The sequence below is a fragment of the Pseudochelatococcus sp. genome (genome assembly GCF_050946405.1).
Lineage (GTDB): Bacteria > Pseudomonadota > Alphaproteobacteria > Rhizobiales > Beijerinckiaceae > Pseudochelatococcus.
The window spans coordinates 267,205-281,099 of sequence record NZ_JBMNUS010000002.1; the positions used below are offsets into that span (position 1 = coordinate 267,205).

The following is a 13,895-nucleotide window of genomic DNA, read 5'->3' on the forward strand; positions in this document are numbered from 1 at the left end:
TTTTCCGCGCCGCGCTGTTTCGGATCGGGCCATGCCCATACTCATGCCCACGTCGAGAGGCGAAACTCGTCGACGTGGAGCGGGTCCGGCGTCATTTGCCGTGCAGATGCTTGCCGGTGAGGCGCTTCGCGTTGGCCTTGACGCGCCGGCGCGCGGGCGCGGCGCTGTCGTCGGCGATCTTCATGATCTTGCGCGACAGGTCGTTCGGCCCCACGCGGCCGAAAGCCATGTCGATCCACAGGCGTTGCCACGCCTGCGCGGCGATGACGCTGCCCTCCATCGCGGCGGCCGCCTTTTCGGAGAACGCGCGTTGCGTTTCGGCGCTCATCGGATGGGTGGGGTCGAGCGTGTCGTAGAGGAATTGCGGCAGGCGGAAAGCGATGGTCGTGGCGGCGAATTGTGCCGTCTCGGTCGCCTTCGCCAGTTGCGCGGGCGTGACGTGAGGGGTGAAGCGTTTCAAGGACATGGATAACCTGCGCCGGATGGAGCTATGTCGTAATGATATGGATAAGCGACCGTGATGTCTCCCTGACGACGGGAGCACGACGAGCCGCTGCGTGACATAATTCCTGTTGCGGCCGATTGTTCCATGCTGGAGCGCGGCATTGAAAGGTGATATCCAGTTTCTGAAAAAGATGACGCATAAACAAATGGATAGCGTGGCGACGTTTGCAGGAGAATCCGTTGAGCGATATGGTTGCGCCGGGTGAGCAGAAGGAGGAGCGCGGCGGCGCTTCCGCATCGTCCGTGCAGCGTCCGCCGTGGCGGCCGCTGCTCGTGCTGGCTTCGGCGTCGCCCCGGCGTCTCGCGCTGCTCGAACAGGTGGGGTTGACGCCGGATTTGCTCCTGCCGGCGGATATCGACGAGACGCCGCGGCGCGGCGAGAAGCCGCGCGACTATGCGCGGCGCGTCGCCATCGGCAAGGCGGAAACAGCGAAGACGCTGCTGAAGGCGGCGGAAGGCCGCGGCGAGGATGTCGGCGGCGCTTACATCGTCGCGGCGGATACGGTCGTGGCGGTCGGCCGCCGGATACTGCCCAAGACGGAAATCGCCGAGGAGGCGGAAGAGTGCCTGCGCCTGCTCTCGGGGCGCACGCACCGCGTCTATACGGCGCTCGCGGTGGTGTCGCCGCAGGGGCGCGTGCGCGACCGCGTGGTCGAGACGCGGCTGCGCTTCAAGAACCTCTCGCACGCGGAACTCGACGGCTATCTCGCCAGCGGCGAATGGCGCGGCAAGGCCGGCGGCTATGCGATTCAGGGGCTGGCAGGCTCTTTCGCGGTCAGGATCGTGGGGTCGTATTCGGCCGTGGTCGGCCTGCCGCTGTACGAGACCGTGTCGCTGCTGTCGGGCGAGGGCTTTCCCGTGCATCGCCACTGGCTCAATCTGTGACAGGCCGGATCGGGAGGGCGCATCATGCCGGATGCCGACGATAGCGAGAGGCGCGCGCAAGCGGTTTGCCCCATTTGCGGCAAGCCCACGGAAACGCGCTGGCGGCCATTTTGCTCGAAGCGCTGTGCGGATGTCGATCTGCATCGGTGGCTCTCGGGCGGTTATGTCATTCCGGCAGCGGAAGAGGCGGGGGAAGATGCCGGCGAAAATGCCGGCGACGAGCGGGATGCCGACACGGAGCGCGGCTGATTCGCCGGTTGGGAGGATGCGTCATGGAATGGAACGACGAGCGGGCGCGCCGCGTTCTTCGCCGCCTTTTCGATGCGGGGGTGGCAAGCGCCGATCCGTTGCGGGTGCTCGCACGGCATCTGCCGGAGCCGCCGCGAGGGCGTTGCGTCGTCGTGGGCGCGGGCAAGGCCGCCGCCGTGATGGCGCAGGCGGTCGAGGCCGCCTGGACCGACGTGCCCCTGAGCGGCGTGGTGGTGACGCGCTACGGCCATGCCGTGCCGACGCGGCGCGTCGCGGTCATCGAGGCCGCGCATCCGGTGCCGGACGACAACAGCGAGATCGCCGCGCGGCGCGTGCTCGATGCCGTGCGCGGCCTCGGGCCGGACGATCTCGTGCTGGCGCTGATATCGGGCGGCGGTTCCTCCTTGCTGGCGCTGCCGGCGGCGGGCGTGACGCTGGCCGACAAGCGCGCCGTCAACCGCCTGCTGCTGGCGAGCGGCGCGGATATCGGCGTGATGAACGCCGTGCGGCGGCGTCTGTCCGCGATCAAGGGCGGCAAGCTCGCCGCGGCCGCCGCGCCGGCGCGCGTCGTGACGCTCGCCATCTCCGACGTGCCGGGCGACGACCCGCTCACCATCGCATCGGGGCCGACAGTGCCGCCGGATGGGCGCGAGGCCGACGTCGACGGCTTTCTGGCGCATATCGCCGGCGATCTGCCCGCGCATCTCCTGCCCCTGCTGACGCGCGACGCCGATGCGGCGGCGCAAGCGGCCGCTCCCGATTACCGGCTCATCGCGACGCCCATGCTGGCGCTGCGCGCGGCGGCGGAAGCGGCCCGCGCGGAAGGGCTTGCGCCGGTGATCCTCGGCGATGCGCTGGAGGGCGAGGCGCGGGAACTCGGCACCGCCATGGCGGGTATCGCCCGTTCCATACGCCGCCACGGCGAACCTGCCGGCGCCCCGGCGGTGCTGCTTTCCGGCGGTGAGACGACCGTCAGCATCGGCCGGGGGCCGGCCGGCCGGGGAGGGCGGAACACCGCCTTTCTGCTCGGCCTGATGCTCGCGCTGCGAGGCGACGAGGGCATCTGGGCGCTTGCCGGCGACACGGACGGCATCGACGGCACGGAAGATGCCGCCGGGGCGGTCATCGGCCCGGATTCCTGGCGGCGCGCGCTGGCGGCCGATCTCGACCCGGCGGCGGCGCTGGCGCGCCACGACAGCTACAGCCTGTTCGCGGCGCTCGGCGATCTCGTCATGACCGGGCCGACGCTTACCAACGTTAACGATTTCCGGGCCGTGCTGGTGGCGGGCTGAAGCCGCTCAGGCGATCCCCGTCGCGGGCAAGTCCAGCCAGTCCGCGCAATCGTTCTCGCGGAGAAACGCCAAGAGCGCTGCGTCGTCTATCTCCTCCAGCCCGGCCAGATCTTCCACGCTCAATTCGCCCAGCGCGTCGAGGAAGGCCCGCAGGAAGTCCAGAATGGAACTCCTGACCGAAGGAGGATTGTCGCGGCGGTAGTCTGCGTCTGCCGAGAGCCGTTCCAGTACGCGGGTTGCTGCCGCCGGTGTTGGAGCGGTCGTTACCGCTGGTGTTGTCGCCGTCGGTGCCGGGGCACGGGCCATCGTCGGCGGTGTTGTTGCTGTCGGTGCAGGAGCATGGGCCGCCGTTGCCGGCGATGTTGTCGCCGTCGGTGCCGGAGCGCGGGCCGCCGTCGTCGGCGGTGTTGTAGCCGTCTGTGCTGGAGCGCGCGCCGTTGTCGCCGTCGCTGGCGCAGGGGTCGGCGCAGTAGTTGGCGCCGCCGTTCGCCTTTGCTTCTGTTTGATCAGTAGCTTGAGTTGCTTGATGCCGTCCGGGCTTTTACTGATGACTCTGTAGATCGCTTCTCTTTCCTGGGGAGTGAGTTTGTGCTTTGTACTTAGATCTTCAACTTTTGCCCGCAAGCGCTCGATTACGGTACTGCTTTCCCCGATCGGGCCGTTGTTGCTGTTGTCGATAGCACTCATGCCTTTGAGGCGGTCTTCCGTAGAGTCGGGGGATGCCAATGCTGCGCATGCAACTTGCTGGAGGCGACGATCCGCCAGCCAAGTAGATATCAAATCGTTGCGGTCAAGTAGTTCTTTCTGGGAACTTTGGAATGCCGCTATATGGCTTTTGAGCGGATCGCTCGCATCTGCCGCATCGATCGCTCGCATCTGCCGCATCGGTTGACACCGTACTCGTTTCAGAGGGGCTGCGCTTCCGCGTTATTAAAAACGAGTTCTGCGATGTCGTGCTTCCGCGATCGAACTCGTTGTCGTCGTATGCTGCATCCCCTATGGAGGACGTCTCTTCCGATGCCCTTGGTATATGCTCATCTTCCGATGTCGTGCTCGTCCTGGTGTCAGTGTCGCCGGTCGTCATGGTATCGAGGACAGAGCGATAAGATTCGGACGATCTCGCTGATGCCGGAGTGATAGGATAATCTTGAAAGAGTGCTGCCGAATCGATATTGCCGCCGGCATTGCTTGTTTCGACAGCAGCCGCCCCGAAATTAGCGATGAAACGGGCCGCCGTGTTCAAAGCCGCCCCGAAATAACTAGTCATCGTATGTCGCTCCGCGTTCGTGGGAAGCCGTTACAGGCGGATGATCATGCTGTCGAACGGCAGGTCGGCGGTTGTGGCGGTGTGTTCCGTCCTGCCGTGCGGCGCGGCGCATTCTGCGAGCGGATCGCGCTTCACGCGTTCCATCCGGTGCAGGATGTCCCGCAGGGCGTTCTGGAAGGTGGTCTGGTCCAGCCCCGGCAGCGGCAGGTTGACCGCCAGCTTGAGCCGCTCGCTCTTGCCGTCCACGACGAGAAAGGTCTTGCCCGGCTCCACCGGCGGCCGGGCCGCGTCGATTTCCCGCTTCAGCGCCTGCGCGTCGCTGCCGGGCGGCAGGGCGCCGGCATCGATGCAGACGAGGATCGCGCCTTCATCGGCGGGCAGGAAAACGAACACCGCGAGGTTATCGCCGAAATTCAGCCAGCATTCGCCCTTCGCGCTGAAAGCCAGCCCCGGCAACCCGATGTCGCGGCCGAAATCCTCAAGCAGCAGCCGCGCCGCGACCGGCACATGCACATCCTGCGGATCGCCATGCTCTGCCGATGGAATACCAAGTGCCGGATCGCTCATGCCGGTTCATCCTGAAAAATTCATAAAACAAAGATCATGATGACACAGTAATATGACACTCTGCTACTGGCGCGCTTGCCCCTGAAGCCGGCGCGGCCGCAGAGTATCACCGGCGGCGGCGCGCCTTGTGATCCATATCACACTTGCCGGTATTTTGGCATCTGAGCATTTGCCGGCCCTGTTGAACCGACAAATGCCCGGGACCGCGCGCGGAATGTTTGCTTCAGCGGCCGTTAACCGGCTCGATGGTGCGAGGTTTACCGGAGCGCGCCGCCGTTTCCCGATGAGGCATGGTCATGGAGAAGCGGTATCAGCCGCCGAACAGGCGCTCGAAGAAGTTCTTTTCGCGTGGCGGCTGCGGGACGGGCCTTTGCAGGTCCAGCGGAGCGGGCTGCGCCGTGGCCGGCGGCGGCGGGGCTTGCGGCGGCAGTTCGCTGATCGGCGCATCCCACGGGCTGCCGGGCAGGCGGCGGGGCTCCACGCCCTTCAGCGCCTCCACCATGAAGGCGCGCCATGTCTCGGCGGGCAGGGTGCCGCCGGAAACGTTCTTCGTGGGGGAGTTGTCGTCGTTGCCGAGCCAGACGCCCGTGACAAGGCCGCTGGTGTAGCCCACGAACCACGCATCGCGCGTTTCCTGCGTCGTGCCGGTCTTGGCCGCGATCTCGTAGCCCTCGATCGCGCCGCGCCGCGCGGAGCCGATGGTGACGGCCTGATGCAGCATGTAGTTCATCATCGAGGCGTCATCCTCGCCGATCACGCGGCCGAGGTCGTAGGGCGCGCGCTGGTAGACGGTCTTGCCGTCCGGCGTCCTGACGTCGCGGATGATCCACGGCACCACGCCCGTGCCGCCGTTGGCGAAGGCGGCATAGGCGGCGGTGAGTTCCAGCGGGCTCACCTCCGAGGTGCCGAGCGCAATCGTGGCGTTGGCGGTGAGCGGCGAGGTGATGCCGAGCCGCTGCGCCGTCTGCGCCACCGTCTTCGGCCCCACCTCGACCGCCAGCTTGACGACGACTGTGTTCAGCGAGTGCGCCAGCGCGTTCGCCAGCGTCACCGGGCCGCTGTAGCGGCGCGTGTAGTTGCGCGGTTGCCAGCCGCCGATGTTCACCGGCTCGTCGACGCGCACGGTGCCGGGGTTCATGCCCCGCTCCAGCGCCGTGAGGTAGACGAAGGGCTTGAAGGCGGAGCCGGGCTGCCGCCGCGCGGCGGTGGCGCGGTTGAACTGGCTTGCCGCGTAGTTGCGCCCGCCGATCAGCGCGCGGATCGCGCCGTCGTTCGACAGCGCCACCAGCGCCCCCTGCGCGATATGCGCTTCCGCGCCCTTTTTCGCGATGGTGTCGGTCAGCGCCCTTTCGCCGGCGTCCATCATCGCGCGGTCGATGGTGGTGCGCACCACGATATCCGTTTCCGCCTTGCCGATGAAATCGTCCAGCACGTCCATCACATAATCGGCGGCGTAGTTGGCGTTGCCCGCGCCGCGCGGCTTCACCGTCTCGGCCGGCGTCATCAGCGCGCCCTTGGCCTCGTTTTCGGTGATGAAGCCCATTTCCGCCATGCTCATCAGCACGCGCTGCGCCCGCGCCTGCGCCGCCGCCGGGTTGCGCGTGGGCGACAGGCGCGAGGGCGCCTGCACCAGCCCGGCGAGCATCGCGGCTTCCGCCAGCGTCACGTCCTTGGCCGGTTTGCCGAAGTAGCGCAGCGCCGCCGCCTCCACGCCATAGGCGCCCGAGCCGAAGTAGACGCGGTTGAGATAAAGGGCCAGAAGCTCGTTCTTGCTGAAGTTCTGCTCCAGCCACACCGCGAGAATCGCCTCCTGGATCTTGCGCGAGACGGTGCGGTCCTGCGTCAGGAACAGGTTCTTGGCGAGCTGCTGCGTCAGCGTGGAGCCGCCCTGCGAAACCCCGCCCGCGCTCACGTTGCGCACCAGCGCGCGCGCCACGCCGAGCGGATCGATGCCCATGTGCTCGAAGAAGCGCCGGTCCTCGATGGCGATGAACGCTTTCGGCAGATAGGACGGCAGCTCCTTCAGCGCCACCTCCCGCCCGCCCGTGTCGCCGCGGTTGGCGAGCAGGGAGCCGTCGGCCGCGAGCACGGCGATGTTGGGCGGGCGCTTGGGCACCGTCAGCGTGTCGATGGGCGGCAGTTGCGCGAAGTGATACGCCACGAAGCCCGTGACCGCGATCGCGCCCCAGATGGCGAGCACCGCAAGCGTCGAAAACAGCATGCCGACGAGGCTGCGCCGCCGCCTCGGCCTGCGGCGCTTCGCGGCGCCCCTCGCTGGCGCGCGCCGCGCCGGATGCCCGCTTGCGGCCTTTCTCGCCCCCTTGCCGCGCCCTGCCGCCATTCCCGGCTCCCCCCGCACCTGATCGTCGCCGGCCGTTTCCACGCCGGAGCCCGCCGGCCGCCCGCCTTGCAGCAGGCGATCCTGCGCCGTCACGCGCCATTCCTGCGTGCCGCCGTCAGCGCCGGAATCCTGCCCGTCGCCCGCCTCGAAGCGCGGTTCCCGCCGGAACCCGCCGTTGCCGTGACCGTTGCCGTGAGCGTTGCCTTGCGTCATTTCACCCGGATGTCTGTCCGCGCCGGAACGCGCGCCGTTGTCTCGGTTATCTTCTGGCATCGTAAATGTGGCGGATTAAGGGGACGTTGCCGCCCGCCGCGCCGGCCTTGCGGGAATCGACGATGCGTTTGCCCCGCACTTGCGGAGGATTTGCATTTTATGCGACGCCGCCGCGTTTGCACGAATACCGCCGATGCCACATAACAAGTGAAAATGGAAGAATATGGCGGGATATTCGAAAAGATGATGCCGAAAATCGATCGTTTGCCATATGACGATCAATTCTGATAACGCATGACGGCACGAAAACCGATAACCGGCGTTCCGCCGCACGGCGCCTGCCCCTGTTCACAACGCGAAAGTCATATGTCAGCCGTGTCATCCTCCCGCAAGACCGCGATCATCACCGGCGTCACCGGCCAGGACGGCGCTTATCTGGCGCAATACCTTCTGGAGCAGGGTTATCGCGTCGTGGGCGCGGTGCGGCGCACGTCCTCGGTGAATCACTGGCGGCTGGCGGAACTGGGGCTGCTCGGCAATCCCGGCCTCGAACTGGTGGATTTCGACCTCGGCGACGCCACCAGCGCCATCCGCCTCGTGGCGGATCACCGGCCGGACGAGATCTACAATCTCGCTGCACAGAGCTTCGTCAGCGTCTCGTTCCAGCAACCGCTCGCGACCGCCGACATGACCGCGCTCGGCGCGCTGCGCCTGCTGGAGGCGGTGCGGATCGTCAAGCCCGACACGCGCTTCTATCAGGCGAGCACGTCGGAAATGTTCGGCAAGGCGCAGACGCCGCGCCAGTCCGAGACGACGCCGTTTTATCCGCGCTCGCCCTATGCCTTCGCCAAGCTGATGGCGCATTGGGCCACCGTGAACTACCGCGAGAGCTACGGCCTGTTCGCGGTTTCCGGCATTCTCTTCAACCACGAATCGCCCTTGCGCGGCAAGGAGTTCGTCACCCGCAAGATCGCCGATCACGTCGCGCGCGTCTCGCTTGGCGACAGCGCGCCGCTTGAGCTTGGCGCGCTCGATGCGCAGCGCGACTGGGGCTATGCGCGCGAATATGTCGTGGGCATGCACGCGATGCTGCAATGCGAGCGGCCCGACACTTTCGTGCTGGCGACGGGCCGGTCCTCCAGCGTGCGCCGGTTCGCGGAACTGGCTTACGGCATCATCGGCGTCGCGTTGGTCTGGGAGGGGGAAGGCGAGGGCGAGCAGGCCCGCGACGCCCGCACCGGCGAGGTGCGCGTGCGTGTGAATCCGCGCCTCTACCGCCCGGCGGAGGTGGATGTGCTGCTGGGCGATTCCGCCAAGGCGGAGCGCGAACTCGGCTGGCGGGCGCAAACCGGGCTGGAGCGCCTGTGCCAGCTCATGGTAGAAGCGGACATCCGGCGAAACCGGCAAGGTCTGTCCTTCTAGAGCGGCGTGCATTCAAGCGGAATCGTCACGCCGCTCTAAAGCGTTTTCAAGCAAAGCGGATACCGCTTTGCGTGAAGAAAACGCGTCAAGTCAATAAGATAGAGCATTTCTGCGTTTCAACGAAACGCCGAAATGCTCTAAATTCTACATTTTACCGCAGTTTGCGTTCAAAACGATCAATCGACTTGAACGCAAACCGCTCCAAGTTTCTGATTTAACGCATCTTTGTCGACGAAAAGTGGTATCCGCTTTTCTGCACGATGCTCTGGACATATCCGAAAGCGGCGGACGGAGAACGTCATGCGCGTGCTTGTCACCGGCGAGGGAGGGTTCACCGCTCGCCATCTCGCGCCGCTGCTGGCCGACCACGGCCATGAGGCGCTGCCGCTTGCGGCGGATGTCACCCGCCCGCGCGAGCTGGCGCAGCGGGTGGCCGCGCTGGCGCCGGAGGCCGTGGTGCATCTGGCCGGCCTTTCCTTCGCGCCCGACGGCGTCGACGCCCGTGTCTACGCGGTCAACACGGTGGGCGCCGCCAACCTGCTCGAAGCGCTGGCGAATTTGCCGCACCCCCCGTGCCGGGTCGTGCTCGCTTCCAGCAGCCACGTCTACGGCGCGCAGGCCGGCCGGCTGGCGGAAGATGCGCCCCTGTCGCCCGCCACGCATTATGGCGCTTCCAAGCTGGCGATGGAATGTCTCGCGCGGCCCTATCGCGAGCGCCTCGGCGTGGTGATCGCGCGGCCCTTCAACTACACCGGCGCGGGGCAGGCGGCGCGCTTCCTGGTGCCCAAGCTCGTCGCCGCCTTCCGCGCCCGCGCGCCGGAGCTGCGCCTCGGCAACCGTGACATCGCCCGCGATTTTTCGGATGTGCGCCACATCGTCCGCGCCTACCTCGCCCTTTTGACGGCCGATCGGGTGGAAGATGTCTACAATTTGTGTTCGGGCCGGCCGCTCGCCATCGCCGCCCTGCTGGCGGAACTGGAAGCGCAGACCGGCCATCGGCCGGCGATTCTCACCGATCCCGCCCTGATGCGCCCCGGCGAAACGCCCGTGCAATACGGCGACGCCACCCGCATGCAGCGCCTGCTGGAAGGTGTTCCGATCGAATGGAACACGGAGCAGGCCGCCGTTTCCGCCACAGGACGACATGCCGGCCCGCCCGCCCCGCCGCTGGCGGACACCCTGCGCTGGATGCTGGCTGTCGAATGTGACGGCCACTGATACGAAACCGTCATCCGTTTGCGGGTAAGTTCGCCGACAGCCTTGAATCGCGGGCCTGTCGACTCCATAAATCCGATTGTTTATGTTATTCGACGAATGTTGGATAATTTCCATTTCCGCCCGCGGCTGCGCATGCGGAGGGAGGCGGGCGATGGAGGAAGGCGAAGAGCATTTGAACATCGATTTGCGGGAAGAGCGCCGGCTTCGGTTGACGATCCGGTGCCGGCGATGACCATGACGATGACGGAGAAGAAGAAGTCGCGTTACCGGCGGCAGTTCGGGGCCTTGCCCTTGCGCATGGACGATGCGGGCGGCCTTGAGGTGATGATGGTGACGTCGCGCGAGACGCGGCGCTGGATCGTGCCGAAGGGTTGGCCGATCAAGGGCCTGTCCGGCGCGCAGACGGCGGCGCGCGAGGCGCAGGAGGAGGCGGGCGTGCTGGGCGTTACCGGCAAGAGCCCGGTAGGCGGCTATATCTACGACAAGCGGCTCGGCGACGGCGGCAGCACGCGCTGTTATGTGGAGCTCTATCCGCTGTGGGTGGTGGATGACCTGCCCCGCTGGCCGGAGCGCGGCGAACGCGAGGTGGAGTGGCTGCCGGTGGCGCAGGCGGCGGAGCGGGCAGGCGACGCCTCGTTGGGCGAGCTGCTGCGCGCGGTGCGCGACAAGGGCCTGCCCCGGTCCTCGCACAAGCTCTATCGCAAGGCGCGCAAGGCGGCCTCGCGCGGGTGAGATGATTCCGCTTGATCGGAAAGCGCTCCAACGGCCGGTAGACGCTGAAGAGAGCGGTCATCGGGGCAGCAGGCGAGGAAGTGATGGAGGCTGCCTTTGGTGGGGGTGGTTGAAAGGCTCATCCAATCCGTCTGCCCGGAGGCCGTTGAATTTTGGGTGCCCATGAACCAATCGGCTGCCGTGGAGCCGAGCGCGGCACGGAAATCGACCGGCCGTTTCTCACTTGCCAAAAGGTCGTCATAGATCCGGGCGAAGGCTGCTGCACTATGGGCGGGCAGCCGTGTGGCGGCGACATGCGCCGCCGCATTGCGTCCGATTCGTTCAGTCTCCATCGGATGCTCGCGCATCCAGCGGAGCCGTCCGGCGGCGTCGGCGGCGTTCTCGGCCACGAAGCCGGTTTCGCCGTCCGTGACGATGGCAAGCTCGGGCGGATTTGGGAAGACGAGCGGCGCGCAGCCGTAGGACATGGCCTCGACCAGGGCATTCTCCGCGGTGCCGAAATGGTCCTGCTTCAGCAGGTAAAGAAAAATTCGCGTCGTTTCCAGCACCCTTGCCGGATCGGCGGCATGCCCCATGAAACGTATGCGTTCAGGGTGCCGCATGGCCTGGGCGACGCTCGCGACTTCGCTATCATCCTCGACCATTCCCCAAATCTCCACGAGCATGCCGCTGTCGCCCGCATCGTCGACGACCTGAAAGAAATCGCGGCTCATCTTGCTGAAGCTGACGGTTCCCAGATAGCTGACGGAGCCTTCGCGGCGCGGAGGCTCCTTGCTGCGCTGTCTTGTCGGGAAGCCGAAACCGCTGTTGACGACGCCGATCCGCCTCAAATCCGCAGGAGACAGATCGAGCCCCGACAGGGTGGCCAGCGAACAGCCGGATGTGAAGATGAAGCGGTCGGCAAGCGTCAGGAGCGCCGGTGGGACGAGAGGGGGCGCCAAGCCCGAGATATGGCACCAGATGACGCTGCGCATCAAGGGCCAGTCGTTGCTGCAAAGGCAGCGATAGAGCCGCGGGTGGTTCCACCATTCGATTTGAACGATATCCGCCGCGGCCGCCAGTTTCAGCAGTGTCGCCTCGTCGGGAGCGATGGTGAGCGCCGCGCCGCTATGCGATATGCTCTCGGCGTAACGGGTATCGCGCGGCTCCTCGAGAAGCACGTAATGGCGCCGGATGGAAAGAGCGTCGGCATCAACGAGGCTGGAATGCGCCTTGCCGACGCCGCCCCCCAAATGGGCCGCTACGTGCAGGATTTTCATTCGGCGGCGTCGATTTTCGGCATGTTGATGCCGCCCGGCGCAGGTACTTGAGGCAACTCACCCAGATGGGTCTTGAAGCGCGCGAGAAGCATCGTGCGATGGGCGTCGATATTGTCGGGCAGGCAGTGGCTCAACTGGCCGCAATTGCCGCAAACGCCGTTTTCCCGGCGCCGGCCCTCCAGATGCTGAAGACGCAGCGCGTTCATGCGCTCCGAATTCCAGATGGCCTTCATGCTGTCATTGCGGACATCGCCGATGACAAGCTTGCGCCCCCAATCCAGGAAGCAGGAACTCACCAAACCATCGGCGTTCACCGAATAGCCGTAGAAGATATAGGGGCACGTATCGGTATCGCCGATGTCCTGCTGATAGATGCCGCCGGTGATTTTCACGCCGGTATGTTTTTCGATATCGAATTCCGGCCAGCAGGGGGCGAAGTTCTCGATGAAAATGCGGTCGCAATAGTTGCCGAAAGTGTCGAAGAACTCCTGGCGTTGAGCTTCCGTAATCAGCTCGCCGGGGATCTTGATCGAGACTTCCATATTGCCCTTATTGGCATAGATCCATTTGACGTTCTCGATAAATTTCTCGAAGTCGAACTTGAAGCCGGTGAACTGTAGATACGTTTCCCGCGTCATGCCGTCGACGGAGATGTTCAGCTTGTCGAGACCGGCCTCGATGACGGGCCCTATGCGGTCGGGGCTCAGGAAGGTGCCGTTCGTGGTCGAATCGATATAGTCGCAATAGCCGCTCTGCTTGGCATAGGCGACCATGTCGGCGAAGCGCTTGTTGAGGAAGGGCTCGCCGTCCTTGTACATGCGCAGCACCTTGATCGGCCGATTGAACTCGCCCAGATCATCGATGACCTTCCGGAACACCTCGAACTTCATCGCGCCCTGGTAGCGTCCCGTCCGGGCGATCATGTCGCGGTGGCCGGTCGGGCAGAAGGTGCACTTGAAGTTGCAGGAGCTTGCCGGGTCGACAAAGACGATGAATGGCGTTTCCAGCGGGATGACCGTCTCCAGCGGCGTCCGGTCATGAAGATTAATTCTGGGCTTCAGCTGCGCTTTCATTCGAGGACTCCAGCAACTCCATCGCCGGGACGAGATTGCAGACGCCGACCACGGCGCTGGGGTCCGAGGGATGGGGCTGCATGGCCCCGAACTCCAACAAATCCCGGCGGCCGTAGGCATCGGCTATTTGCTCCGCAAATGCACGAACCGTAATCGGCCTACCTGAACATATGTTGATTGCGCCAGGCTGTCGTGTCCGCGCGAGGCTCGCGATCATTCGGCCCGCGGCGTCGACGTCCAGAAAGTCGCGGACCTGCGTGCCGGCGGAAAGGCGCGCCACTTCGGAGGCTTCGATTCGCCGGCGCAGATAGGCGGCCAGACGGCGCGGGTCCTCGCCCTCGCCATAAAGATAGAAGATGCGGCACCAGCTGAAAACGGTGTCGCGCGAGGCCAGCCATGCACGCACCATGTGATAGGTCGCAAGCTTGCAGGCGGCGTAAAAGTTCGAGGGTTCGAGCGGCGAATCGGCATGCAGATGCGTGCCCGGCAGGCGGTATTCCAGGCAAGTGCCCAGGCCGATCAAATGGCCGACGCCGGCTTCCGCCGCGCCTTTGGCCAGGGCGAAGGTGCCCGATACGCATGCGGCGTTTTCCGGCGCGTCGAGATAGACGCCGTGCTTCACATACCATGCTGCGTGGATGACGGTATCGACGCCCTCGCAGTTCCTTGCCCACCATTCCGCCGTCTCGCCGAACAGATCGGGCGTCTCGATGATCCGGCCCGGCTGCGGCGCCACCGACAGACGGGAAGCGCTGCCCGGACGGAGCACGAGCCGCACGTCATACCCGCTATCCGTCAGATGCTTGTGGATCTTGCGGCCGACAAATCCGGCCGCGCCGGTCAGCAGTACGGTATTCATGGGGGAACTCATGG

13 protein-coding genes are annotated in these 13,895 nt (G+C 65.5%); 6 read left to right on the top strand and 7 right to left on the bottom strand.

Annotation, left to right across the window (positions count from 1 at the left end; all coding sequences use genetic code 11):
• Positions 1-91: 91 nt before the first annotated feature.
• A complete protein-coding gene (locus tag ACOYJQ_RS04795) occupies positions 92-466 on the bottom strand; it encodes a hypothetical protein (protein ID WP_433456821.1) in 375 nt (124 codons plus the stop codon).
• 227 nt (positions 467-693) lie between these two features.
• Between ACOYJQ_RS04795 and ACOYJQ_RS04800 the strand changes: the two genes are divergently transcribed.
• From ACOYJQ_RS04800 to ACOYJQ_RS04810, 3 genes are read left to right on the top strand one after another with little or no spacing between them, the layout of a single operon-like run.
• Positions 694-1,389 carry a Maf family nucleotide pyrophosphatase gene (locus ACOYJQ_RS04800; RefSeq protein WP_433457185.1) on the top strand — a complete coding sequence of 232 codons (696 nt, stop codon included), beginning with the start codon at positions 694-696 and terminating at the stop codon, positions 1,387-1,389.
• A 24-nt stretch (positions 1,390-1,413) separates the two neighbouring features.
• A complete protein-coding gene (gene yacG, locus ACOYJQ_RS04805) occupies positions 1,414-1,638 on the top strand; it encodes a DNA gyrase inhibitor YacG (protein WP_433456823.1) in 225 nt (74 codons plus the stop codon).
• A 23-nt stretch (positions 1,639-1,661) separates the two neighbouring features.
• Positions 1,662-2,930 (top strand): glycerate kinase type-2 family protein, encoded by a 1,269-nt coding sequence (locus ACOYJQ_RS04810; protein ID WP_433456825.1) that lies wholly within the window; start codon positions 1,662-1,664, stop codon positions 2,928-2,930.
• Positions 2,931-2,936: 6 nt separating this feature from the next.
• On the opposite strand, the gene ACOYJQ_RS04815 is transcribed toward ACOYJQ_RS04810, so the two are convergent.
• From ACOYJQ_RS04815 to ACOYJQ_RS04825, 3 genes are all read right to left on the bottom strand, one after another.
• The gene (locus tag ACOYJQ_RS04815) at positions 2,937-3,806 is read right to left on the bottom strand and encodes a hypothetical protein (protein WP_433456826.1); all 870 of its coding nucleotides are present in this window, start codon (positions 3,804-3,806) and stop codon (positions 2,937-2,939) included.
• 421 nt (positions 3,807-4,227) lie between these two features.
• Positions 4,228-4,764, bottom strand: a complete 537-nt coding sequence (locus ACOYJQ_RS04820) for a CesT family type III secretion system chaperone (RefSeq protein WP_433456828.1) — start codon at positions 4,762-4,764, stop codon at positions 4,228-4,230.
• Between the two features lie 310 nt (positions 4,765-5,074).
• Complete coding sequence (locus tag ACOYJQ_RS04825; protein WP_433456830.1) at positions 5,075-7,318, bottom strand: transglycosylase domain-containing protein; 2,244 nt, start codon at positions 7,316-7,318, stop codon at positions 5,075-5,077.
• Between the two features lie 366 nt (positions 7,319-7,684).
• On the opposite strand from ACOYJQ_RS04825, the gene gmd reads away from it, so the two are divergent.
• The 3 genes from gmd (at position 7,685) to ACOYJQ_RS04840 (ending at position 10,690) form a co-directional block, all read left to right on the top strand.
• Positions 7,685-8,740 (top strand): GDP-mannose 4,6-dehydratase, encoded by a 1,056-nt coding sequence (gmd, locus tag ACOYJQ_RS04830; RefSeq protein WP_433456832.1) that lies wholly within the window; start codon positions 7,685-7,687, stop codon positions 8,738-8,740.
• Between the two features lie 300 nt (positions 8,741-9,040).
• Complete coding sequence (locus tag ACOYJQ_RS04835) at positions 9,041-9,958, top strand: NAD-dependent epimerase/dehydratase family protein (protein ID WP_433456833.1); 918 nt, start codon at positions 9,041-9,043, stop codon at positions 9,956-9,958.
• Between the two features lie 228 nt (positions 9,959-10,186).
• Entirely contained in the window at positions 10,187-10,690 is a 504-nt protein-coding gene (locus ACOYJQ_RS04840; RefSeq protein WP_433456835.1) for an NUDIX hydrolase, read from the top strand.
• On the opposite strand, the gene ACOYJQ_RS04845 is transcribed toward ACOYJQ_RS04840, so the two are convergent.
• The 3 genes from ACOYJQ_RS04845 to ACOYJQ_RS04855 are packed head-to-tail and all read right to left on the bottom strand — an operon-like array spanning position 10,654 to position 13,881.
• Positions 10,654-11,949, bottom strand: coding sequence for a glycosyltransferase (locus ACOYJQ_RS04845; RefSeq protein ID WP_433456836.1), 1,296 nt, complete (start codon positions 11,947-11,949; stop codon positions 10,654-10,656). The genes ACOYJQ_RS04840 and ACOYJQ_RS04845 overlap by 37 nt on opposite strands.
• Positions 11,946-13,022, bottom strand: a complete 1,077-nt coding sequence (locus ACOYJQ_RS04850) for a radical SAM protein (protein ID WP_433457186.1) — start codon at positions 13,020-13,022, stop codon at positions 11,946-11,948. Before ACOYJQ_RS04850 ends, ACOYJQ_RS04845 begins: the two co-directional genes overlap by 4 nt.
• A complete protein-coding gene (locus ACOYJQ_RS04855; protein ID WP_433456838.1) occupies positions 12,994-13,881 on the bottom strand; it encodes an NAD-dependent epimerase/dehydratase family protein in 888 nt (295 codons plus the stop codon). Before ACOYJQ_RS04855 ends, ACOYJQ_RS04850 begins: the two co-directional genes overlap by 29 nt.
• Positions 13,882-13,895: the final 14 nt, after the last annotated feature.

Bases quoted from the DNA above. Each gene is read 5' to 3' on its own strand.
- ACOYJQ_RS04835 (WP_433456833.1), top strand. From the start codon at position 9,041: ATGCGCGTGCTTGTCACCGGCGAGGGAGGGTTCACCGCTCGCCATCTC.
- yacG (WP_433456823.1), top strand. From the start codon at position 1,414: ATGCCGGATGCCGACGATAGCGAGAGGCGCGCGCAAGCGGTTTGCCCC.
- gmd (WP_433456832.1), top strand. From the start codon at position 7,685: ATGTCAGCCGTGTCATCCTCCCGCAAGACCGCGATCATCACCGGCGTC.
- ACOYJQ_RS04795 (WP_433456821.1), bottom strand. From the start codon at position 466: ATGTCCTTGAAACGCTTCACCCCTCACGTCACGCCCGCGCAACTGGCG.
- ACOYJQ_RS04800 (WP_433457185.1), top strand. From the start codon at position 694: ATGGTTGCGCCGGGTGAGCAGAAGGAGGAGCGCGGCGGCGCTTCCGCA.
- ACOYJQ_RS04820 (WP_433456828.1), bottom strand. From the start codon at position 4,764: ATGAGCGATCCGGCACTTGGTATTCCATCGGCAGAGCATGGCGATCCG.
- ACOYJQ_RS04845 (WP_433456836.1), bottom strand. From the start codon at position 11,949: ATGAAAATCCTGCACGTAGCGGCCCATTTGGGGGGCGGCGTCGGCAAG.
- ACOYJQ_RS04850 (WP_433457186.1), bottom strand. From the start codon at position 13,022: ATGAAAGCGCAGCTGAAGCCCAGAATTAATCTTCATGACCGGACGCCG.
- ACOYJQ_RS04810 (WP_433456825.1), top strand. From the start codon at position 1,662: ATGGAATGGAACGACGAGCGGGCGCGCCGCGTTCTTCGCCGCCTTTTC.
- ACOYJQ_RS04855 (WP_433456838.1), bottom strand. From the start codon at position 13,881: ATGAATACCGTACTGCTGACCGGCGCGGCCGGATTTGTCGGCCGCAAG.
- ACOYJQ_RS04840 (WP_433456835.1), top strand. From the start codon at position 10,187: ATGACCATGACGATGACGGAGAAGAAGAAGTCGCGTTACCGGCGGCAG.
- ACOYJQ_RS04815 (WP_433456826.1), bottom strand. From the start codon at position 3,806: ATGCGAGCGATCGATGCGGCAGATGCGAGCGATCCGCTCAAAAGCCAT.
- ACOYJQ_RS04825 (WP_433456830.1), bottom strand. From the start codon at position 7,318: ATGACGCAAGGCAACGCTCACGGCAACGGTCACGGCAACGGCGGGTTC.